The organism is Citrobacter sp. T1.2D-1 (assembly GCF_950098555.1).
Taxonomy (GTDB): Bacteria; Pseudomonadota; Gammaproteobacteria; order Enterobacterales; family Enterobacteriaceae; genus Citrobacter_A; species Citrobacter_A telavivensis.
Genome location: NZ_CATNHH010000021.1, coordinates 1 through 20,473, shown reverse-complemented (window position 1 = coordinate 20,473; position 20,473 = coordinate 1). Strand labels below are relative to the sequence as shown.

General features: G+C 51.2%; 24 protein-coding genes. All 24 read right to left on the bottom strand.

Annotated elements, in window-relative coordinates:
• Nucleotide 1: 1 nt before the first annotated feature.
• Nucleotides 2-340 carry a hypothetical protein gene (locus tag QQZ17_RS15800; RefSeq protein WP_046494144.1) on the bottom strand — a complete coding sequence of 113 codons (339 nt, stop codon included), beginning with the start codon at nucleotides 338-340 and terminating at the stop codon, nucleotides 2-4.
• Nucleotide 341: 1 nt separating this feature from the next.
• On the bottom strand, nucleotides 342-1,736 hold the full coding sequence (locus tag QQZ17_RS15795) for an integrating conjugative element protein (RefSeq protein ID WP_046494142.1): 1,395 nt from the start codon (nucleotides 1,734-1,736) through the stop codon (nucleotides 342-344).
• Between the two features lie 11 nt (nucleotides 1,737-1,747).
• Nucleotides 1,748-2,719, bottom strand: a complete 972-nt coding sequence (locus QQZ17_RS15790; protein ID WP_064373805.1) for a TIGR03756 family integrating conjugative element protein — start codon at nucleotides 2,717-2,719, stop codon at nucleotides 1,748-1,750.
• Nucleotides 2,716-3,123 (bottom strand): TIGR03757 family integrating conjugative element protein, encoded by a 408-nt coding sequence (locus tag QQZ17_RS15785; RefSeq protein WP_152406009.1) that lies wholly within the window; start codon nucleotides 3,121-3,123, stop codon nucleotides 2,716-2,718. Before QQZ17_RS15785 ends, QQZ17_RS15790 begins: the two co-directional genes overlap by 4 nt.
• 266 nt (nucleotides 3,124-3,389) lie before the next feature.
• Nucleotides 3,390-3,797 carry a hypothetical protein gene (locus QQZ17_RS15780; RefSeq protein WP_032676588.1) on the bottom strand — a complete coding sequence of 136 codons (408 nt, stop codon included), beginning with the start codon at nucleotides 3,795-3,797 and terminating at the stop codon, nucleotides 3,390-3,392.
• Nucleotides 3,794-6,610, bottom strand: coding sequence for a conjugative transfer ATPase (locus QQZ17_RS15775; RefSeq protein ID WP_058799412.1), 2,817 nt, complete (start codon nucleotides 6,608-6,610; stop codon nucleotides 3,794-3,796). Before QQZ17_RS15775 ends, QQZ17_RS15780 begins: the two co-directional genes overlap by 4 nt.
• Nucleotides 6,610-7,026: a TIGR03751 family conjugal transfer lipoprotein gene (locus tag QQZ17_RS15770; RefSeq protein WP_115190217.1), complete on the bottom strand. Its 417-nt coding sequence runs from the start codon at nucleotides 7,024-7,026 to the stop codon at nucleotides 6,610-6,612. The genes QQZ17_RS15775 and QQZ17_RS15770 overlap by 1 nt, the downstream gene beginning before the upstream one ends.
• Nucleotides 7,010-7,273, bottom strand: coding sequence for a DUF7446 family protein (locus tag QQZ17_RS15765; RefSeq protein WP_306464055.1), 264 nt, complete (start codon nucleotides 7,271-7,273; stop codon nucleotides 7,010-7,012). The genes QQZ17_RS15770 and QQZ17_RS15765 overlap by 17 nt, the downstream gene beginning before the upstream one ends.
• Nucleotides 7,274-7,284: 11 nt before the next feature.
• A complete protein-coding gene (locus QQZ17_RS15760) occupies nucleotides 7,285-8,811 on the bottom strand; it encodes a TIGR03752 family integrating conjugative element protein (protein WP_042999115.1) in 1,527 nt (508 codons plus the stop codon).
• Complete coding sequence (locus QQZ17_RS15755; protein ID WP_046494127.1) at nucleotides 8,808-9,707, bottom strand: TIGR03749 family integrating conjugative element protein; 900 nt, start codon at nucleotides 9,705-9,707, stop codon at nucleotides 8,808-8,810. Before QQZ17_RS15755 ends, QQZ17_RS15760 begins: the two co-directional genes overlap by 4 nt.
• Nucleotides 9,704-10,363, bottom strand: coding sequence for a PFL_4703 family integrating conjugative element protein (locus QQZ17_RS15750; RefSeq protein ID WP_000086096.1), 660 nt, complete (start codon nucleotides 10,361-10,363; stop codon nucleotides 9,704-9,706). Before QQZ17_RS15750 ends, QQZ17_RS15755 begins: the two co-directional genes overlap by 4 nt.
• Nucleotides 10,360-10,740, bottom strand: a complete 381-nt coding sequence (locus QQZ17_RS15745; RefSeq protein ID WP_000268263.1) for a TIGR03750 family conjugal transfer protein — start codon at nucleotides 10,738-10,740, stop codon at nucleotides 10,360-10,362. The genes QQZ17_RS15750 and QQZ17_RS15745 overlap by 4 nt, the downstream gene beginning before the upstream one ends.
• A 9-nt stretch (nucleotides 10,741-10,749) precedes the next feature.
• Nucleotides 10,750-11,115, bottom strand: coding sequence for a TIGR03745 family integrating conjugative element membrane protein (locus QQZ17_RS15740; protein WP_000673116.1), 366 nt, complete (start codon nucleotides 11,113-11,115; stop codon nucleotides 10,750-10,752).
• 12 nt (nucleotides 11,116-11,127) lie between these two features.
• The gene (locus QQZ17_RS15735; RefSeq protein ID WP_001251235.1) at nucleotides 11,128-11,373 is read right to left on the bottom strand and encodes a TIGR03758 family integrating conjugative element protein; all 246 of its coding nucleotides are present in this window, start codon (nucleotides 11,371-11,373) and stop codon (nucleotides 11,128-11,130) included.
• Nucleotides 11,364-11,681: an integrative conjugative element protein, RAQPRD family gene (locus QQZ17_RS15730; RefSeq protein ID WP_001216596.1), complete on the bottom strand. Its 318-nt coding sequence runs from the start codon at nucleotides 11,679-11,681 to the stop codon at nucleotides 11,364-11,366. Before QQZ17_RS15730 ends, QQZ17_RS15735 begins: the two co-directional genes overlap by 10 nt.
• 192 nt (nucleotides 11,682-11,873) lie before the next feature.
• Complete coding sequence (locus tag QQZ17_RS15725; RefSeq protein ID WP_042999112.1) at nucleotides 11,874-12,635, bottom strand: TIGR03747 family integrating conjugative element membrane protein; 762 nt, start codon at nucleotides 12,633-12,635, stop codon at nucleotides 11,874-11,876.
• Nucleotides 12,622-14,733 carry a type IV conjugative transfer system coupling protein TraD gene (gene traD, locus QQZ17_RS15720; protein WP_032676579.1) on the bottom strand — a complete coding sequence of 704 codons (2,112 nt, stop codon included), beginning with the start codon at nucleotides 14,731-14,733 and terminating at the stop codon, nucleotides 12,622-12,624. The genes QQZ17_RS15725 and traD overlap by 14 nt, the downstream gene beginning before the upstream one ends.
• 229 nt (nucleotides 14,734-14,962) lie before the next feature.
• Entirely contained in the window at nucleotides 14,963-15,511 is a 549-nt protein-coding gene (locus QQZ17_RS15715; protein ID WP_032676577.1) for a restriction endonuclease, read from the bottom strand.
• Complete coding sequence (locus QQZ17_RS15710) at nucleotides 15,508-16,038, bottom strand: integrating conjugative element protein (protein WP_115190216.1); 531 nt, start codon at nucleotides 16,036-16,038, stop codon at nucleotides 15,508-15,510. Before QQZ17_RS15710 ends, QQZ17_RS15715 begins: the two co-directional genes overlap by 4 nt.
• Nucleotides 16,035-16,658 carry a transglycosylase SLT domain-containing protein gene (locus tag QQZ17_RS15705; protein WP_032676575.1) on the bottom strand — a complete coding sequence of 208 codons (624 nt, stop codon included), beginning with the start codon at nucleotides 16,656-16,658 and terminating at the stop codon, nucleotides 16,035-16,037. Before QQZ17_RS15705 ends, QQZ17_RS15710 begins: the two co-directional genes overlap by 4 nt.
• Nucleotides 16,637-17,350: a TIGR03759 family integrating conjugative element protein gene (locus QQZ17_RS15700; RefSeq protein ID WP_032676698.1), complete on the bottom strand. Its 714-nt coding sequence runs from the start codon at nucleotides 17,348-17,350 to the stop codon at nucleotides 16,637-16,639. Before QQZ17_RS15700 ends, QQZ17_RS15705 begins: the two co-directional genes overlap by 22 nt.
• A 24-nt stretch (nucleotides 17,351-17,374) precedes the next feature.
• Complete coding sequence (locus tag QQZ17_RS15695; protein ID WP_115190215.1) at nucleotides 17,375-18,241, bottom strand: plasmid transfer protein; 867 nt, start codon at nucleotides 18,239-18,241, stop codon at nucleotides 17,375-17,377.
• 207 nt (nucleotides 18,242-18,448) lie between these two features.
• A complete protein-coding gene (locus QQZ17_RS15690; RefSeq protein WP_152406011.1) occupies nucleotides 18,449-19,570 on the bottom strand; it encodes a site-specific integrase in 1,122 nt (373 codons plus the stop codon).
• Between the two features lie 794 nt (nucleotides 19,571-20,364).
• A partial coding sequence (locus tag QQZ17_RS15685) for an IS3 family transposase (protein ID WP_131023897.1) occupies nucleotides 20,365-20,473 on the bottom strand: 109 nt, incomplete at its 5' end.

Here is a 20,473-nt window from a genome sequence, read left to right as displayed (position 1 = left end):
CTTACACAGCGCTTGTCCAGGCCACATATTCCGTGGCTACCAGGAACAACACCCCCATCAGTTCCATACGCACAAGACGCGGACGCCCATCCGGCCAGCGGATTAATGCCTGTGGGCGTACCTTCAATATCCAGGCGGTAATAGGGCAGCCATAAAGAACCAGTCGCCAGGCAAACAGTCCCCATCGGCTGTCATGCAACCAGCGCCGTGTGATGTGGCCATCAGGGTCGTAAGCCATAAATACCGCTGCGATAGCAAACATGCTGGCCGTCATCAACAGAATGAGCAGCACCATAAGGAGAATGCGGCCAATATGGCCGCTGAACGGGTAAAGTCTCATATCAGTTTGCTCCGGAAGACTGAGACTGGCCCATCTGGCTGAAGCCCTGGTCCTCGTTACCGGCTTTCTGCTGCAGACGGTTATCCTGATTCCTTGTCCCCTGCCGCTCCAGTGCCGTCAGCAGGCTGTTATTGCTTATAGATTTGCGTAACTCCATCTCATTACGCAGCGCCGTCAGCTCGCGATCGAGGGCATCGATGCGGCGATCACCCTCAGCAATGGCTTCCGGCTGCTCTGCAGCATTAGGTTCGGATTCACCAGTGGTGAGCATCCTGCGCATTGTTAGCGCGGTTTCAACGGTATCGGACATCGCCAGTTCGCCGGCAAGCCGCTGAACCAGGGCCGCTTTGTCCGGATCGTCACGTAATGCCTGAATTACCCCGCGGGTGACAACCAGACTGCCGGTTTTCAGTGCGGAAAGGTTATCAGTGGTGGGCTGCAGCTCACCACTAACCAGCTTACTAAGCTGCTCCAGATTCTCTTTCGTGGCATCCTCAAGGATGGGAGAAAAGCCAGTACCAGCGACAGCACTGCCCGGCTGGTTATCGGTTCCACCACTGGTACATTCACTGGTTTCCCGGCAAGTCCTGATGGAGCGATCACCAAGCACTTTAACAACGGCCGCAGCGGCCTCTTCAGAAGATTTATAACGTTGGCATGCGGTACCATTGCAGCTCGAGGAGCCGACGCTGCTGTTACTGGTCACTGGCAAATTATTCATCATGTTATAACCAGCTTTGGCCAGATCCCGAGTGGGCTGAATTGCGGGCTGCCCCTTGCCGCCTCTTTTCTGCCCACCAACCCACGTCACGCCTTCCTCTCCAGTTGCTTTTTGCAGTTTCTGGTCGCTGGAAACCGCATCGCCGCCACTTGTGGCCACAATATCTTTGTACTCTTCAGAGACAGCTACCTGCTGCCATTTATTGCCAATGGTATAATCAGCCAGTTTCTTCGACATGCTCTGACAGTTCAACATCGCTTTATCAAAGCTCAAACCGGCCTGCAGAACGCCATTGGTGAGCATTTCATACAGCCCGGGGTTTGCGCGCTGAATAGCCATTGCCGGCATACTCATGACAGCACCAGTCGCCCCCTGAATCACATTCCCCATCAGATCCTTAAACCCGCTGGTAATACCATTCAGCTGGTTGCCAACGGTTGTTTTGATGTCGAAATTGCCACACATCAGATCACTGCTAAGGCCACCATTAATGCCTATCCTGGACATATTGTTACGACTGGGCGGGGGTGAAATAACCGAACCGCCACCAATAGAATAAAAGAGCCCATCGCTGATAGCGTTACCGCTAACTGACGCCCCCGATGAAGACAAAGAGATATCAGTTGCCATTGCCGGCAGCGAGGCAAAAATCAGTAAAAGTCCTGCTTTTTTCATGTTCTGAACCTTTATGAGAAATCGGTGCTGGAAAGGAACGTCTGGCCGCGACGTTTGCAGCAGCTGTACGGTTGCCACAATGCCCAGGCATAGTTACCGTCCTGGGCAATCTGGCCATTGGTGTCGGGAAACACTGCACAGGTCTGGGACAACTGAGGCGAAAGTCGCTGCCATTTGTGGTTTTTGGTGCCGGTATTTTCTTTTACCGGCTCGGGTGGCCAGTAACCCGGGGACTTCTGTCCCGTAAGGGGGTTGTAGACGTGGAGCTGGCCGGAGCGGGTAATGACGTCAGCGACACGCTGAACTACAACCGCTGCTGATTTGTAACTGTCTGTCTGGGTGACAAACCCGCTACGTGGATAAACGTTCCCCCACATATTGCCGGATGTGGTTTCCCCGATTTCTCGTTGCCCGGGGATGAGTGCTTCGGGATAAAGGGTCTCCGGGACACCCGTTCGCCAGACCAGAGCATCCAGTGAGCTGTTGAAATAGGGCATGAAAGGAGTGGCAGCACTGTCGCATGAATAGCCCGGCACCATACCGCCAATGACTTTTGTTGCTGGATGGCCATAGGCGTCGCCGTAATAGAAATGCAGGTTCTGCTTACGTTCCCCGGGAGCTTTCATCTCCTGACGACCGCCCCCCGTACTCACACCCGTCACACTTTCCAGCAGAGAACCTTCAGCACCGCTGGCGGCGTTACTAACTGTGGACATTTCAGTCCAGGGGTTATCTCCGGGGTTGAGGTAAGCCGATACCACAGCCTCCGGAATGAAATGTGTCACTTTCACCGAGGTTTTCACCGTGCAACCAAATGGGGTACACAATAACCAGTAGCAGATACCACTGACACGCCAGCTGATACAGTCTGTACTTGCCGCGCTGGCCAGAAGATTCGCTGTATTGACGCTGGCCATGGTGCCGGAACAAACCAGCAATGTGGCGATCGCCAGTCGACGTGGGCGGAAGGAGAAAGATTTCATCGGTTCTTCTCCTTCCAGGCAGCGAGCTGACGGGTTGCCTCGTTGACATCAGTCGTACCGTAGACAACAAAGACGTCATCAAAAACCACAGCCGGGTATTTTTCCAGGCCGAGGGACCAGGCATGAGTGACACCCGCATAAGCTTCCGCCAGTTGTTGTTGCTGCTGCCGGAAATTCGGGGAAGAGATCACTGCCCGGGCACGTTGTTCTGCAAGAACGGGATCGGCAGATAACTGACCGAAAATGTCCGCCTGTACACGTTCGGGCGCATCGAGCTCAACAACGGAGACATCCGGACCAGGATTTGCTGCTATGGTATGAGAGGAGTCGGTATATATCACTGTGCCGGCACTGGCACCGACGGAAAGGAACAGTGCTGCCAGGCAGCAAAATGGCATTTTCATGAAAAACACTCCCTGAGTGTGAAAAACCTATTCAGGGTGCGTTCTCTTTAAGGAGGGGTCAGTAATTAATTCTGACGTGAAAAATGATAATTAATCTTGCCCTGGTAATTCATTATCTGTACGTCAGCATAAATCTCAGATCGCTGGAAATGTCATTTTTTAAATGCAGGAACTTTAATACACGCGGGCTCTTTGCCGCCCGCACCCGCAGCCTCCCCCCTTACCAGACAGCGGAAAACACACCGCTGTCTGGCAAGGTCGGAGGGTTATAAGTCACATCCGGTGTCACAGGTCACCCTGTCGATTTCCTTAAGAACCCAGAGCATATCGGTTGCATCGGGTACACAGATATTCCATCGGATACCCGACCGGTACTCCTGTTCTGCTGGCCAGAGTGTATTGCCGGTAACAGTTATCAGGATATCCAGGGTTTTCTCATGCACGTCGCTGAGGTGGACTGCAACGCAGCTGCGCCGGCCAACCCGGTGAGGATAGACCGACAGCAATACAGGCTGCTCCAGTCTCTTAACGATCTCCCCTTGCAGATGCTTAATCGACTCACTGTCAGCCACACCGACTGAGGCAGAACCCTGTGGCGGAACGGTAAAAATAACAGAGGCAATAAATGCCTTGTCCGGTACAACGATCGGCGTCGCCATAATCAGTTTTTTCATATTGTCCCCTGAATAGTACCAATGCCACGTTTCTCATCGAGGCGGCGCGCAACGTGAAATGCGGCCTCAAGCTCCGAGCAATTTAATTCATTCATAATGGCCCGTCTTTCGGCTTTTTCCTCTTTTTCAGTCATTCCCAGCGCCAGGTACAAACTGGGGGGGACCGCACGAAACAACGCCTGTACCTTACGGGACAAAATAACTCCCTCTGTGTATTTTCTCGGAAGTTTTGTCGCGGACAACAGCATCGCCTTCTGCTCTTCTGTGAGCGTCTTAAATCGCGCTATTTGTTCAACTTCATCAGGTGGCATAACGAGGCAGATCCACCACTCCGCCATATTGAGCATTTTTTTCGCAGTGTCAGGGAAATCCTCCAGGTTCTGTGTGAACAACCACAGCCATGATCCGAGCTTACGCCACATTTTGACAATTTTGGTTGCATACGGGCCCAACAGCGGGTTAGCAGTTACAATATGCGCTTCGTCGATTGGCACAATGATATCCCGATCGCTGAACTGTTCCCTTTCTGCGATGTTGTTAATCGTATTAAGCAGCGAGATGACAGCAACGGCCATCTGAGCTTCATAGCCTTCACGCGCCAGCGTACCTAAATCAACAATAGTCACGTCTGCCTCTGGCCATTGCGCGCCCGGACGGTTAAACAACTCCCCTTCAAAACCTTCGGTAAACATGCGTAATGCTTCTGCCATCTCTTCAGCTCGCGCACGTCGCGCTGGCGTGCGTTTCTCGCGGCCGTCTTCTCCCATGCTGACATCGCGGGCAATGTTCTCAAGCGAGAACATTAAATCTTCCGGTAGCATCTGGCGGTTTTCGTCAAACGCTTTACGAGCCGCAATGAGTATCGCCTCACGAATCATACCGCGGTCGGCGCGTGTCATTCGCTCCTCTTCTGCTGCTTCACCACCGGTGATCATCAACCGCGCTGCAATCTCCATTTCACCCAGAATGTCACGTTCTTCGTCCTTGTCCTCATCATCTTCATCAATGTCAGGGAGGGCCTCTTCGCTTGTCACTAACGTCTCAGGTTTCGCCTGCATGAGCAGATGTGAATCGCCAAACGGAGCAAGTGAAATAACCTTACCAGGCTTGATACTGACACGGTGCACTGAGAGCCCCAGCGAATTACAGTAATCTCCAAACAGACCGAAGCTGTTACCCGCTTCCAGCAAAAATATACGGGGGCGGTAGATTGCCACCATCTGAGCCAGTTTATCGAGCGCAGTGGCAGATTTACCGGCACCTGTCGGCCCGAAAAGCAGCAGGTGCGCATTCTGGGTACGGTCATTTTTATTAAGTGGATCTACGGACAGGGGGCCACCACCACGATTCCAGAACGTAAGCCCCGGGTGACCAGTACCGGTGTCGCGACCATAAATAGGGGCGAGACATGCAAAATGCTGTACAAACATAAGGCGCGTGTACCAGTTGTGTTTATCCATTTGAGGGTTAAAGCACATAGGTAACGCACGCATATAACTGCTGAGAGGACCAATATCGTGTTCTGGATTTATCGGTTCCATCCCACAGTTCAGTAATTTACTGCTGAGATCAAGATACCGTTTATCGAGTGTTTCCTTGTCCTGAGCCTTGATAAGCAGTGTGATGGCCGCACGGTAAAGCTTGTGTTTGTTTCCCAGGAAATTACGCGCTGTAGCAGCGTCTTCGCGAGCACGCAGGGAATCAACATTCTCCCCCATTGAATTGCGGCTAAGGCTCGCAAAACTTTCTTCAAGCTTGTCCTGAGGCTGAACCACCAGGGTCATGGCCAGAACTGTCCCTTCCGGAAGCAGATCCATAATGGCATTCACATTATCACCACGTTTTACCTCCCCCGTCAGATGACCGGTAGAAGGTGCAGTACGCAGGCGGGCAACCGGAACAGCTTTATGTGCCACATCATCAAACCACCACACACCGCTTTCGGCATCACTTCGCGGGCGGGTAAACCAGAGGCTTTCGCTGAAATCATTCAGAAGAGGCAAATCGCCCGGTGCATGATCGGAGTGTTTTGCGCAACGATACAATGTTTTCTTATCGACCCACGCCGGCGCCGGGTTGAACCAGCGCAACAGCCAACTATGGATTTGCTCGCCGTTCTGCTTTTCGCACCGGATACCGGCACCGCTCAGTGCTGCAGTCAGGCGATCGCAGACCTGTTTCAGCAGCACCTCCGGTGGCATGGGGTCACGATAAGGTGTCTCAACCCAACGGTAAACCACCATGCGCGTTCTGCGAATTTGCCCTCTCCAGGCGGCCCCTGTGACAGCCTCGTCTACAAAAAGCCCCTGTTCCACCGCCACATTTTCTAGGTGGCGCTCCTGTTCAGCCAGCCAGGCTTTCGTGAATGCAGTTCCCTGAGCTCTTGGCCTGACATAGCCTCTGATAGTATCCATATAAGTAGAGAGATCAGAGTCATCCTGGCAGAAAAACTGTACCACCCATTGGTGATCATCCAGTTCAGGGAGACTGTCCTGTAGGGCGTTCTCAGCGATATTGCAGATCTCGTCCAGACGTGTTTCCGGGCGCCCTTCAGTGCCCACAGGGATAATCTCATACACGGCCCCAACGGATACGCCATCGTCAAGCAGAATACATTCATGCTCTGGCAAATACTCACCCCAGGGAACATGATCGATAATGGAAGGTGCCGTGGAATACAGACGCGCTTCATCTGAATGAGTCAGTTGCCCTTCCCGGGTAAGCGGTTCATACCCACTGACGGAAAACGGACCGTTACCGTACTGATGAGCATCCTGAGACGCTCGACGTCGGCTAAATAAAGGGAAAGCCATCAGAGATCCTCCGTTCGCTCACCAGGCAACGCATACTGTACCTGGCTGTAGAAAGGAAAGACGGTGCTGTAGCCTGGAACCGGCGTGTTCCCGCCAGCCAGATGCGGAAAAACATACATGACCATGTCAGGATTTGGCAGACGCGGAAACGTCTGCTGAATTTCATTTTCCTGGGTGCGGCTGTAGCTGTTACTGACCTGCTGACTGATCTCACGTTCGCTGTCTGTAACTGGCCGGCGAAGTGTTGTTCTGCTCTCGTTGGTAGCATGAGTTGACGATGCACCATCGTTCCATAATTCAAGCATGGTGCTGTCGCCAGGCGGCAACATTTCCTCTTTTGACGTACTGCAACCCGAGAGGGCAAGCGATACAACGACCAACATAACGGTGGCCAGATGATTAAAACTGAGCAACATGCACCTCCGCTTCATCCGAATCACTGATGACAGCTGACAGACGAATCACTCGTCCATCAGGCAGCTGCATCTGCATTCCATTTCCCTCGCTCAGAAGCTTCTTTCCGACAGCGAGCAGGGCCTGTTCGGTGACTTCATGCCTGCTACCTTCCCATTTGCCATTATCACACCTGACAAAACCGGCAAAGAGACGGCCACCCAGTGGCGTATAGTCCACCCGATACTCGAGGTTTTTATTGTTCTGCATCTTTATCCCCATCAGTCCATGCCCGTGCTGCTACCAGCGAGGCTGAAATCGTCATATTTCACCTTGCGGCCTTTTTCTTCATAATCAATCGCCAACTGACGAGTGATATGTAAAGCCACTTTCTGTCCAGGCGGTACATAGATCGCGTCAAAAGTCTGACCATATCGCGCTTTAACCCAGTCAACGGTCTCACGCATACCGCCGGATAACGCCTTACCCAACACGGCCTGACCGGCATCCCCCGTCAGCGTAGACGTCACACCACCATAGCCATTGGTCTGGCTGGTATTCTGGTTTTCAGCCACGGCGTCCCCAGCTGCGCTGGCAGCTGCAAGTGCGGCAATGGTTGGCAGATAAGTAGAAGCGTTTGATTTTCGGGTACCTGAAATGCATGGAATGCCATTGTCATCTGATAACCAGCCAATACTGCTGTTATTCCCACCCTGGCTGTTCTGATTACCACCATTACTGCCTTGCCCCTCAGGTGAAGGAAGCGTACGAACGGTGCCATCAGTAAAAACAAAAGTGATGCTTGTTATGGCGCCGCGTACGCAGGAAAGCGTCCAGTCCCCCGTAGCGGTTCCCGAAACGATCGCCCCCTGTACATCAGGCAATTCAATGCCATTTGCCGTCAGGTTGTCTTTTCCGATCATCACTTTGAACGGGTAAGGGTCAGTCACCTTGCCATCAATGGGAATACGTCCCAACAGCGCGGTCATGGCCCGACTACCCACAAGCGTGGAGTTTTCCGGAAGGGTATAAACAGGGGCAGCATTTTTTTCAGATCCGGGAATGTTGTTCTGGACCGTTGTACTTACTGCTGACGTTGCCTGCCTGGCTGCATCACCTGCAGCGCCAAAGGAGGTGGCAAAAGAAAAACCAGTCGCGTTATTACTGTTTTTATCTGAGACAGGTCGACCATTCGCATCCGTGGCAATACCATCTTTCGGCTCAACCCATTGCAACCCGTTGCCATCTGTTTGAGATAGATTTCCCGTGCCTCCGGTCAGTCCATTGTCATAACCCAGTCCCACTGGAATATCGCTGCCTGCAACGTTACCTTTATTTCCTGCCGTTAAGCCGGAGGAGCCATTTTTGAGTTGGTCAAGAAGTTGGTTCACCTGCGAACTCAGATCAGTAACCTGAGAACTCAGTTGTGCACGTTTTTGAGCCTCTTCGGAACGAACTTGCCCCACAGCCTGGCTGATTTGCTGATCAACATTGGTGCTATTTTTTTTCAGCTCCTTATTTTCATCAGCAAGCGTTTTATTATCGCTTTCAAGGCTGTCAAGGCGCCCCTGAACCTTACGGTAACTACCAACCAGGGTACGCAAAGTATCCTGCGCGGTGTCACCTTCCACACCCAGCGCTTTGAGATCTTCTGGTGTAAGGTCCTTCAGGGCGACATTAGAGGTTTTCTGGCCTGCTTCATTTTTATCGTTTTTATCTGTACAGGATTTAACCCCAATCATGATGGCGCCCACCACTACGACGGGAACAGCAATTTTCACAAGCAGGTTTGAAGCAGGCTTTTTCATTTATGTGCTCCTCGGTTACTCCGCTTACTCTCCTTTCCTTCAGATTCGGGTAAACGCTGTTCAGCAATAAAGGCACTTTCGGGACGTCCTGTAGTAACCAGATATAGAACTGTCGTGTCTTCCGGTGTACCGGCACGCCCCAGCCAACGGTGCTGGAAAGTCGCAGTAGTAAACTGACCTTGCAGCGAACGAGGATCGAGGATGACCTTTACTGCTGATCGGTTACGCACCTGCAGCGCAATTACACTGCTGCCCTGCAGACTCCAGGCAGCCATCGGCGTGACGCTGACGGACTCAGAGGGCATAAGTGTGGTGATCCGGGGAGGAAGCTTCAGTGAAACCTGACTTACTCCCGGTACGGGCTCTACCGTTCTCAACGGTCCATACATGTTCTGTGCGGCATAACGAGTCAGGACAACGGGCAGCGGCGCATTGAGTTTTGCGGGCCTCCGGCTTTCTGCATTTGCCTCTGCCGACGACTGACGGCCGGCACTGTCCCCATCACTGCTGACCGTCTGTTTATCGGTCGCCGAAGCGGTAGCCACTTCTCCGTCGTAGACAATTTTGACAGGTTCCCGCGTGGTTTTACCGGGGGCAGCAGAAACATCAAGTAGAAGTATTTCCCCGTTTTCCTTGTTCTGAAGTTCCAGTCTCGTCACCGGAAAGGCTTCTTTCGCATCGAGATAAACTACACCTCCGGAGCTTTGAATACGCAGCTTGTCGTTGAGTGTGGGCGGAAACCCCACTCGCACGTTTTTGTTTACAAAAACGATTCGCTCCTGCCCTACAGTCAGGGGAATCTGCAAAGGTATCCGTTCCCATTTCATAAGCTCAACAGCACGAGCTCCGGCTGAGACCAGTACCAGGGTCAGCAGGATCACTGAGAATTTTTTCAATTGAATGCTCCCGACTTTTGTTCTGGCTCAGGCAAGGAGATCGCCTCAAGTCTTTGTGGCGCGCTGTCATAGCAATCCAGTGCCAGTCCAAACGGATTTCGCTCTGGGTCACCTTCCCAGCGAACCACTTTCATTGGATAACGCGCCAGGGCACGCTTAACGGGTTCGGTATGGAAATATTCGTCAGCTACCAGGTCCAGCCGTACCACCCAATGATCTTCATCAATGATGGTCACGCTGCGGTTACTGTAACCACGACGGGGGATTTCGTATACCACGCGTACACGATCGCGCAGCTCGTCATTATTCTTGCGCATCTCGGCGTCCTTATTGAGAAAATCCTGACAGGACGGCGTCAAATACGGGCTCATTTGGGCAATTTTGGCTGTGTAGTCAGCTTCCCCATTTTTCGGCCAGGAATTCAGTTGCTGAAAAATGTAAAAAGCAAAACTGTAAACCGTAGATGGCGGGACCTCCCACCATTTTCGGGTACTGCCGGAACGCAGGTCAGGTGGGTTGTGAATTGTCAGCTCCGAGGGTGCTCGCATCCATCCCAGACTGGTGACGAACAGTCCCAAAGCCAGCAAAACACAAGCGATACGTAGCGAAATAATATGATTATCGCGGGCGGTTATACCGTTACGAAAACGACTCATACTTTCCCTCCGCGCATCAACGGAACAGGTTTCGTTCGTTTAAGTTCCCACGCCCTGCTATCCAGAATCATGGTTCGGGACATACGTGCACGGCAGCGCAATTCCTCCAGACGTTGCCAGATATAATTTTCTGGCTTACCGCGCTTGTAGCTGGCAATCCAGTTGCCGCCAAAAAAAATGACCAACAGAGGCATCAGCAGCATGCACGTCGGAAAAGCCAGCCATCCGACAAAAGGAACCAGAGCTAACGGTATTGCCAGAGGGATACCGGCAATAACACCGATGACGGCCGCCAGCACAAACTCCCCGGATGTGAACCCTTTCCAGACCACGGGGGGGTTGTTCAGTCTGTCAGGGAGGAAATCAATGACGGCCATATGGGCTCCTTACAGGATATCTGAAGCTTTAGTTGCGAGGTAAATAACCAAAAGGATGAGGATGATGCCGACAACCAGATAGACCAGGAACTGAGTCCATTCCCCCTTACCACGACGGATATCGTGAAATGCGGTAATCACGGCATGCGCTACGGCAAAAAAAGCACCGACACATACGAGAAGCCCTATCGCAAGTGCCCCCATTTTGATGTAGCCCATAACGGTGTTGTAGGTTCCGCCACCGCCTCCAGATGTTGGCTGTTCAACAGCTGGCAAGTCTGCCATAGCCTGACTTGCAGTTAAGAGACCGGTAAGCAACAAATATCCCGCACGGGAATAGGCAGAACGAAAATGCCTGAAGAAAGTGAATTTCATTGAGTCATCCTTTCAGTGGAAAAACAGAAACAGGGTCAGCAGATAAAGCACAATCAGTCGAATTAGCAGCTCATTGAACTGCCTGAACGTCACTGATTTACTGACCAGGCCACGGTAGGCCTGCACCAGTGCCCATGCGCTGAAAAGGAGAACGACGATGGCGAGCGTACCGAGGATCAAGAGGTTCAGTTGCCCGGGCGTGAGGCTGCTTCCGGTGCCCGCACTCCATCCATTTAGCTGAGAGCCATTCATCGCCATGAGGGCTCCTCAGCACGGTACTGCCCGGTGACTAAAGTGGAGGGTGCTGTTGGCTGCGCGCGCGACGGCTCGAGATAAGTGGATATGCCCTGCCTCATCGTTGAGATGTCACGGGTTGCCTGCTGATAGTCGAAATAAAAGCGAGCGTCCTGATTCTGATTGGCTACGACGCGGGCGCGATCAAGGCCAGCCTGAACCTGATCCAGCTGGCGCATCACGAGTGCCAGCTCATCTTTTTCTGACGCCTGGCAGGTCAGCACCGGCAGAACGGGCAATAACATTGCCAGGATGATTGTGGTGTGACGCATTTGCGACTCTCCCTAATAACTTGTCGTCGGGAGATTGACGCAAACAGGACATGCTGGCAGCAGGAAAATATTTATGAAGGTCAGAAAATTAAATGCCACAAAGTGAGCCAGTTAATACAGATGAACCTTCAAAAAAAAAGCCCGCGACATCAAGCGGGCTCCGGGGAATTCCCGAAACAGCTACTTCCTGGGCTATAGGTATTTTTTAAAGGACGCCGTGACGATGGCCAGAACACCGCCAAGTAATAATGCTGATGGCAGCAACAGGAGATTTGGCCAGACAGCAGTCGGCCAGGCCAGATACAACATGCAGGGGCCGTAAAGTGCGGGTTTAATAAAACGTTTGGCGTGATGGTAGACAAAGCTCGATTCATATCCAGCTCCATAACGACGCAAATCTCGACGGACCAGCCCTTCAACTATGCCGGTGATAATCACCAGGCCGAACAGAGGCAGACTCAGGAAAAGGATCATCACCCTGATGAAGAAAATCAGAGTTACCCAGAGCGTAGCTTGCAGGTACTCCCCAAGCCAGCCGATTAGTGAGTCACCGAACCGGTTAATCGTTGGGATAACTCCAGTCCCCTTCTGACCAGTTTCCCTGAATGATTGAAGCCAATGGCTGAATCCGCTATCGACAAACAACCAGTTCCAGGCGGTATGTACCCACCGCGAAATCGTCTCAACCGGCGCTGCCATCAGTAAACTCCGCGTGTACCCTTCCGACAACCAGTGGCTTTCTGCAACCATCACCCGGTAGCTGTGTGAAGCACCTTCGTCAGGCCAGAGTAAGGCAATGCAGGCATATTCGATCAGCAGGCTAACCAGAAGCGACCCCAGCAGAATGCCAATTAAACTGACAGGCAAATCCCAGAGCAACATGCCGAATGGTCCGGATTGTTTCTGTCGGGATGGCGAACTGCGATTGGCAGTATCTCTGTCATGCTGAGACATTTTGCCCCCCCGAATATGCCGCATCACCGCCTGTCCACCAGGATTCTCCAGTTCGGTAATTCTGCTCCATGTTGTCAGCCAGCTGCTTCAGGCTCGCGGGCATGTAAGGATCGTCGTTATCAGCCGGCAACGGCATCCTGATTTTCCACAGGCGCCCTCCTTCAAGCAGGGCAAATGCCTGCCCTTTCGGCAGGTTGATAACGTCTGAAGGGTTGAGCATCGGGACTTTAACCAGACTGACCTGGTCCTGAACGTTACTGTTAAAATCAGTACCCTCTCCCGGCCGGGATACGTCAGTGACACCCGATGTAAGGGTTTTCTGGTAGACGTCAACTTCCGGTAATTGGTCGGTCAGGAGCATGGCAGTGTTTTTTTCACGCACACGGAGCATTATCAATGAGTTGAAGTTCCCCACTACCTGATTCGCTTTAGCACTGCTGCCTATACGGGCCTCGATGTCCGAAAGAGTCTGCGTATATGCAGTCACCTGGAAGCCCGCACCACCCCCTTTGTTGATGAGAGGAATAAACTCATCACCCATTAACTCGTTAAACTCGTCACAGTGAAGATTTATCGCCACTTTCGAACTTTTTCTGCCATCCTCATCACCGAGACCGAATTTATAGATGTGTCCACCTTCGGAAACGAGATCAGCGAACATGCTGTTGCCGACTGCTGCTGCGACAACAGGGTCGGATAGTGCATCGAGGCCGATATAAACCACGCCGCGCGATTTTATAATGTTATGCCAGTCCAGGATCGGTCTCGGATCGTTCAGGTCCGTATAGTCAGGTGCCAGCAATGCGGCCGTTTTACCAGTTGTAAGCTTTTCAAGCAGCGGCAGCAGTGACGCAACAATTTTGTCGAAATACGTTCGATCATATTGCACAGCGCTACGTAGCCCATCCAGCACCGGGTCCCACAGTTTTTTTCCTTCTTCGCTGGCCAGTACCTGCTCAATAGCCCAGATATTCATGCCATTAGGCCTGCCCTGCATGTGACGCGGCAGATCCTTCTCGCTTATACCGCTACCTAACAGCGCTTCGACTGTACTCAGCAACTGTGGTGCCTTTTCACTCAGCATATTCTCAACATAGGTTTCGTACAGTTCACCTATGTTTGTCACGTAACGCAGTATGAGACCGTAATCAGGACGCTGGCCAAGTGCGACCAGCGCGCGGGTAATAATATTGACAAATCGCCAGGCAAATTCCCGAAATGCAGCAGAATTGCCCTCTCCGGAGAGCTGTCCTGCAACACGTGATGCTACTTCCGAGATACGGCTGAACCGTCCAACGGCATTGTAGCGAGCGCTTATATCTGGCCATCCGAGGTGGAACACCCAGAAGTTATCCTGACGACCAGCACGGTGTGCCTCGGCATACATTCGCCTCAACAGATCGGCATCTCCTTTCGGGTCAAACACGATGACAACTTCATGCTCGCCTGCAGCGTTTTTACGGCGAATATCCTGTGTGATAAGTAACTCAGCAAGCCGGGTTTTACCGACTCGTGTGGTGCCGATAACCAGTGTATGCCCTACACGTTCTCCGAGATCATAGGTGACCGTAGTTTCATCCAGTTCCACACCATGGTAAATGGGGCTTCCTCCTACAGGAGGCAACGGGCGAAACGGGTTGAGCGCCGAATCAGTTCGTGTCAGCCTGCACAACCACGGCAAGCTGTACTCCATCTTTTTTTCCAGATCGCGTGCCAGGCGATAAATAACAGAAGGTTGTACGTAGACCTCACACTCCGGACGCCTCGCTTCCAGAAGACGCTGCGTATGGCGGGGAGACCACTGGAAGCCCTTGCCAAGGAACAAGTGCCGCTGGCTGACGGGGATCTGCTCGCTGGTCAGTACATATCGGGGCAAACGGCGAATGTTTTGGCGGTAACGGAGTATTTTCATCCCCTCAGATGTACGCTTCAGCGCCAGTACACCAAACCCCGCGGCGGTCACCCAACTGACCGATGGTGCGAGCGCGACAGCCCAGGGGGCCGTAAGGCAAATAAAGGTTGCGCTACCCGCCGCCGCAGCGGAATACAGTTCAACCGCCGGGCGAAGGAGGGATTCCATCACGTACTTGTCGCTCATATAAAAGCCCTCCCCTGGAACAGAGCAAAAGTTTTATCATTGAGTTTGAGGAATAAATGAGCAGAATCTGTGGCCTTGCGGAATACGGCTAGAAATAAATAAAAGAAAAGAAATAACCCAAACATCAGCAAAGAAATCAATACAGACCGGAATATGAAAATCCGGAAAGAAACCAAAAGCCACACCGAACCAATAAACGGTAATGTTGATGTGGAAAAATTCATCTGTATTACCTCTTTTTTAATGGCCGGAGAACATGTTCAACGGATTCACCAGACAGCAGTAGCAAAAGGGAAGACCCGCTTATGAGCAAAATTTCCGGGTAATCACTGAAATACTTAAAACTGATAAAACCTGTTCGTCCTGTGTGTACAAACAGACCTCTGCATTTTTCTTGTCGGACTAACTCACCAAACTGGCGGACATGTTCAGGACGAACAGCACTGGCAAATCGTTTAGCCTGGACAAGCCACCTTTCCTGACCAATCCAGAACTGACCATCAATACCACCATCACCGCTGTAACTCGGATTACGCCTGACCGGTATTCCTCGCCGCTCTATGGCGGTCAGAATCATCTCCTCGAAAACATAGGGATTAATCTTCCGTAAATATAAAACCTGCTGCCCCGCTTTCAGCTCAGGCAGTTTTAGCAACACCCTGTTAGCCGTCTGTCGATTACGCTGATGTCTGCGGACACGGGCACTTCTTGTATTACACCGCAGCCAAAAAGCTGTGAGTGAAATGAAAGCCAATAATATGAAAACCACTGTGGTCATTGCGCTAATCCATCAGCGGTAATCAGGACAGGGTAATGCGTCAGATTCAATCGCTTTGCCAAATCACCGCCGCGAACAGGGACCATCTCAGTACCTGGCAAGAGTCCTCTAAGCGTGTTGAGCGCACTTTCAGTCGTAACATTCACTACCATTCCTGTGGCGCCCATCCCTTTCAGTTCAGCACCACGCTGCCGCAGCCAGGCTCGGGAAATATCATCATCGCCAATCACAAAAACAGGGGGCAAACCGGGTAACTGCAGAGGGCGAGACGTCACCTTTCCGGGTGTCATTTCCGGTGTATTAACGGGCAACATATCGGAAATAGACAGCGATGACGGTGGTTCAGGCAAGGAAGAAACATCGGACAAATGCGACTCCTCACCTGAATTAATCGCCTCGAATAATGGTCTGGTTGACTCCCCGCCCAGATCCCCGACCACTGTCAGCGAAGCAAAACAACTAAACGCTGCTGTAAGCAGTGATACACAAAAGATGCCATTGAAATATTTATCGATATTTTTTTTCATTGAGGTTCAACCCAGGTTAATGAGTGACTGGCCAGAGCAACCGGCCCCCCTTCAGGGACCTTAATATCAGGTGCGATCTGACTTAGCTTGCGGCGTACGATAGCCATATATTTTGCTGCCGGCTTACCACCGGCCGGGTGGTGATAACAGCCAGCAGCTTTAATCCAGCTTCCAGGCTGAGCGTCATAGCAGGCACGGAGAATTCGGGCCGCTGCACGAAGATTTGTGTAGGGATCAAAAGCATCACGAAAGGATGGGAAAAGATGCCCGTTCCACCCAAGATTGACCTGGGCTACACCGACATCGATACGCTTGAGAGGGTAGCGCTGCATAAATCCAAGAAGTGCCGCAAAGGCCTCCTCGCGGGTTTCAAAGTGGTATCCTTTCCCTGCTACATTAATAGTCCAGGGCCATGGTTTAGACCCCCATGCGGTTTTACGGGTGCTTTCGGCCATCGCCAGCGAGTAAAGCGATTCTGCCGGAACGCGCTCGGCAGCAGCAATGACCCGATAAGCCTGCGGAACTACCTGAACACTGCTATTTACATTCACGACCGCCAGGCAACCAGTGCTGACAAACCATAAACAGCAAGCCAGTTTCAGAATGCGGCAATTTGCCATCCCTCTTCTCCCTGCTGCAAAATAACTGGCATCTGACCTTGCCCATAGCGCTGCCACAAACCGCGATCATGATTTAGGGTAATTTGCCGATTACGCACTTTTTCGACTGGTATGCCATGGCTTATTGCCCATGATCTGATTTTTTCGTCGCTCACGTCATTTCCGACAAGGTAAATATCTACCGGTCTGTTGTCGGCGATAACAGCAGCAAGCCGGGCATCACAGCGTGAACATGACTCTTTGACAAATAACGCCAGTCTTCCTTGTGTGTCATGAGCGATACCCGCGGCATTCCCCATATTCACGGCCAATGTTTCAGGATAAAGACGAAGCCAGGCAGTGTTTATTTCTCGTTGAAATGCGAGTTCTTTCTCGGTACGGGCGTATTCGTGTTTTACCCACAATTCAGCCAGCCGACGGCGCTCAGATGAATTATCTGTCTCGACGCCCAGGGCAGTAAGAGGATCAAGACCAGGGGACATAATGCCTCTGGCTCCTTTCATCAACGACTGATAGCGACTCCAGTCCTCATCTGAAAGCCCCCATTGTTGACCCTGTTGCTGCGTCTGAACCTGGTTTGCTGATGATGCCTGCAGGGATGTTTGCTGACTCTGATTCGATTGAGTGGTAACTGTTGATGCCGCCACACACAGCGGCAAGGAAAGTACACCTGCCATCAAAATTCTTCTCATCTGATGCTTCATATGTCTGGTCTCTTATTGAACCTGTAAACTATGTTGGGTACCGTTCACGCTGAAAACAGCAGTACCACTGTCTTGGATAGAACGAAGCGTCCACCCCAGCATCCCGTCTCCCGGTGAAAGCAACCGCATATCTGATATTTGGGAATTTCCACGGGGGATGACGACTGCGAACATCTGCCCGCCGCGCCGCTCAATGCCGGTCAGTACAAACGGTGCTTCAACAGCTGCGCGCCTGACTGACCGCTCAGGCTTTTTTACGATCTGGCCTGTCCCGGATTTTGAAGATGTTTTGCTCTTAGTGACTGGTTGCTGGTTCTGCTTCGATTCTTTCTGAGAAGTGTTGCTTTCAGCTTTGCTCAGCCCGGCAACTCGCGATTCAACCTGTGACAACCGTGAGTTAATGTCATCAATACGTTCAGAGTGTTCGTCTATCGCGGTACGCCGCGCCAGGGCTTCTGAGGAAAGTTTGTTAATGCTTCCTGTTAATTTTGAATGTTCCCCCTGAAAATCAGCTAACTGGTTTTGTACTGATTCAAGCCCTGATGAGACAGACTCGAGCTGCTTCTCGTGTTTCCGGCTTTGAGCTTCGAGCGAAGTAACCGAACCAGACAACTGGCTCATCTGACCGCTGCGAAAAGCGGCATCCAGGGAGTTCACCCGAATACTCAGATCAGAGATTTGCTGTGCCATGATCACAATCGTGGCCACAGAACCAACAAGAGAAACAATGAGGAATCCCAGACCTCCAATCCGGACTATTTTTTTCAGGTTAATGGGAACCAACCGGCGAGCCTCTGGCTCAGCAGGCACAACTTTCGAAGAAGTAACCTCTGGATTTTCAGGTATAACTTCTTCCGGGACGACTTGACTGACTGACATTTCAAAATCCTTATAGCTGCGCAGAACAGCCATAAGGTGCAAAAAACGTCATTCTATGGCGATGATTAACTCATCTGCCATTTCTGAAGTTTTTTTCGGCGGGGAAACCAGGTCGGAGGGGATCATCTGGAAAGGCCACTATCATAATAGCGCTGTCTAAAAACGTCCTTGTTTTAGATGTGTTTGAATCCAGGGGTTCGCAAAATTTCAGAGCGGATTAATGAGCACACGAGTTGGGTCATTAGCTTTGATATTGCCTGGTGGAGGGAGTCGTTCTCCAGAACGAGCAGCAAGAGCCTGAATTCTGAGAAGCTCAAAAGAGGCTTTCTGGATAACGTCTTCCTTTGTTTGCGCTTCAAGTGAAGGATGTTCAAGATCAGAGAAGCGTAAAACAATACCGTTATTGCTGCTCTCAAGTTCAGCAGGATACGGAACAAAGATCGCCGCCAGTTTCTGCGCCTGTCGTTTACGTATATCAAGTTTACTAACCAGCTGCGTCGCACGAAGGTGGGTATAGCGTTTTAGCATCGTCAGGCTCTTGTGTCCTGATATCGCTGCAATTTCCATGACATTCAGTGTTCCGAGCTCAAAAAGACGGCTTATAGCTTCGTGTCGTAGATCATGAAAATGCAAATCGACAATGCCTAAAGCCTGTATAACTTCTCGCCAGGCGCTTTTAAACCCATTGGATGTATAACTGAAAACAGGTCCGGATAGAGGGCCGGAATACTCTCTTAATACCTTTCTTGCTTTAAACGACAACGGAACATCCCGTACGCTCCCATTTTTAGTGAGAGGTAAATGAGCGATGCCAATGTGCAGGTCGATATTCTCCCAGCGAAGTGAGAGGATCTCCCCCTGACGCATAGCCGTTTCAAGGGCCAAAAGAAAAATGGCTGCCAACTCGATATTTCGTTTTGCCAGCGCCCTGCCAATCTTTCGCTCCTCCTGAGATGTCAATCTTCGGGTTCGCCCTTTGGAGGCCGGTGGTTTTCGTACATGCTCAACAGGGTTATGAGTACATGTTCCCCATTCAATTCGAGCAAGGTTATAAAGGGCAGATAGCAACGCAAGTTCAAGTCGGACACTTGCAGGGCTATTAGTTCGCCCCGTTTTACTACTTACTTCAGAGAGTCGCTGATCACGGTATTCTGCAATATCAACCGAAGTAATCTCATGCATGTATCGCCTGGCAAGAGCTGAACGCTTTATAACATTTATCCGATAAAACTCCTGCAGATGGCCCCGCTTTTGCACAGATGCACAACCGTAATATTTATCAAGAGCTACACCCAGCTCCATTTTCTTAATTCGCTGTCTGAGTTGCATCGCATATTCCTAAAAAGATTAGAAATATATCACATACCACTGTCAATCCGGTGCGTGGACTGGAGCTGGAAAAATCAATAATTCTTCCTGTAAATGGGTTTCCGCTCCAAATGCCAATGATAACATTGGCGGTTATAAAACGGCTTCATGCCCTGCGGGATGGATAGTTCAATCTGTCCGTTGGTTTCAGATTCCATCCTATGTTGATGATGAGCATGTCGATGCGTTTTGCTGCCCATTTAGCTAACTGTCAATCCGGTGTGTGGCAAGGCAATGCTGAAATCGGTGATTTGTTCTTCTCTCCTGATATCAGCTCCGGTCAATCACGTAATATTGGGCAACATAAATATTGTGCATTGTCTCAGGCGCGATTCGATTACAACAATTACCGAGCGTGCGTTTTGGTTAGAAACGCAAATGGCACATGGACGTTGTCGGCTCCAAAGGTTGGTAATGGGCAAGCAAATTGCGTTGCCGTGTGTTTCTGACAACTGACTGTCAATCCGGTGTGTGGAGATCGGGCCAAGTCAAGTTCACCACACAGGTCTATAACATCGGACAAAATGTTATTGATCAGTATATCGGAATACATGCGTACTGCTCCTGGACATATCTTTTCAGCGCCCCGTTGGGAGGAACTCAAAAGGTCTATAGCGACGGGAACAATGGCTGGAGAGTCACCAATACCCCTTATAATGGATACCAAACTGGCTCTTCGGTTTCGGTTACTTGTCTTAACCTTCCGGGGGCGGGAATTTGACTGTCAATCCGGTGTGTGAATCGCCACGGATAATCTAGACACTTCCGAGCCGTTGATAATACTGGTTTTCATATTCTGTCGGTGACATCTGATCGCTAGAACCATGCCGACGCTTACTGTTATAAAACATTTCGATGTAATCA

What these genes read in the sequence shown, in the direction of transcription:
- QQZ17_RS15765 (WP_306464055.1), bottom strand. Translation starts at nt 7,273, where the DNA reads ATGCAGAACAATAAAAACCTCGAGTATCGGGTGGACTATACGCCACTG.
- QQZ17_RS15715 (WP_032676577.1), bottom strand. Translation starts at nt 15,511, where the DNA reads ATGACCACAGTGGTTTTCATATTATTGGCTTTCATTTCACTCACAGCT.
- QQZ17_RS15800 (WP_046494144.1), bottom strand. Translation starts at nt 340, where the DNA reads ATGAGACTTTACCCGTTCAGCGGCCATATTGGCCGCATTCTCCTTATG.
- QQZ17_RS15760 (WP_042999115.1), bottom strand. Translation starts at nt 8,811, where the DNA reads ATGAAAAAGCCTGCTTCAAACCTGCTTGTGAAAATTGCTGTTCCCGTC.
- QQZ17_RS15750 (WP_000086096.1), bottom strand. Translation starts at nt 10,363, where the DNA reads ATGAGTCGTTTTCGTAACGGTATAACCGCCCGCGATAATCATATTATT.
- QQZ17_RS15770 (WP_115190217.1), bottom strand. Translation starts at nt 7,026, where the DNA reads ATGTTGCTCAGTTTTAATCATCTGGCCACCGTTATGTTGGTCGTTGTA.
- QQZ17_RS15785 (WP_152406009.1), bottom strand. Translation starts at nt 3,123, where the DNA reads ATGAAAATGCCATTTTGCTGCCTGGCAGCACTGTTCCTTTCCGTCGGT.
- QQZ17_RS15740 (WP_000673116.1), bottom strand. Translation starts at nt 11,115, where the DNA reads ATGAAATTCACTTTCTTCAGGCATTTTCGTTCTGCCTATTCCCGTGCG.
- QQZ17_RS15735 (WP_001251235.1), bottom strand. Translation starts at nt 11,373, where the DNA reads ATGGCGATGAATGGCTCTCAGCTAAATGGATGGAGTGCGGGCACCGGA.
- QQZ17_RS15700 (WP_032676698.1), bottom strand. Translation starts at nt 17,350, where the DNA reads ATGAGAAGAATTTTGATGGCAGGTGTACTTTCCTTGCCGCTGTGTGTG.
- QQZ17_RS15710 (WP_115190216.1), bottom strand. Translation starts at nt 16,038, where the DNA reads ATGAAAAAAAATATCGATAAATATTTCAATGGCATCTTTTGTGTATCA.
- QQZ17_RS15695 (WP_115190215.1), bottom strand. Translation starts at nt 18,241, where the DNA reads ATGTCAGTCAGTCAAGTCGTCCCGGAAGAAGTTATACCTGAAAATCCA.
- QQZ17_RS15730 (WP_001216596.1), bottom strand. Translation starts at nt 11,681, where the DNA reads ATGCGTCACACCACAATCATCCTGGCAATGTTATTGCCCGTTCTGCCG.
- QQZ17_RS15705 (WP_032676575.1), bottom strand. Translation starts at nt 16,658, where the DNA reads ATGGCAAATTGCCGCATTCTGAAACTGGCTTGCTGTTTATGGTTTGTC.
- QQZ17_RS15690 (WP_152406011.1), bottom strand. Translation starts at nt 19,570, where the DNA reads ATGCAACTCAGACAGCGAATTAAGAAAATGGAGCTGGGTGTAGCTCTT.
- traD (WP_032676579.1), bottom strand. Translation starts at nt 14,733, where the DNA reads ATGAGCGACAAGTACGTGATGGAATCCCTCCTTCGCCCGGCGGTTGAA.
- QQZ17_RS15795 (WP_046494142.1), bottom strand. Translation starts at nt 1,736, where the DNA reads ATGAAAAAAGCAGGACTTTTACTGATTTTTGCCTCGCTGCCGGCAATG.
- QQZ17_RS15775 (WP_058799412.1), bottom strand. Translation starts at nt 6,610, where the DNA reads ATGGCTTTCCCTTTATTTAGCCGACGTCGAGCGTCTCAGGATGCTCAT.
- QQZ17_RS15725 (WP_042999112.1), bottom strand. Translation starts at nt 12,635, where the DNA reads ATGTCTCAGCATGACAGAGATACTGCCAATCGCAGTTCGCCATCCCGA.
- QQZ17_RS15745 (WP_000268263.1), bottom strand. Translation starts at nt 10,740, where the DNA reads ATGGCCGTCATTGATTTCCTCCCTGACAGACTGAACAACCCCCCCGTG.
- QQZ17_RS15780 (WP_032676588.1), bottom strand. Translation starts at nt 3,797, where the DNA reads ATGAAAAAACTGATTATGGCGACGCCGATCGTTGTACCGGACAAGGCA.
- QQZ17_RS15790 (WP_064373805.1), bottom strand. Translation starts at nt 2,719, where the DNA reads ATGAAATCTTTCTCCTTCCGCCCACGTCGACTGGCGATCGCCACATTG.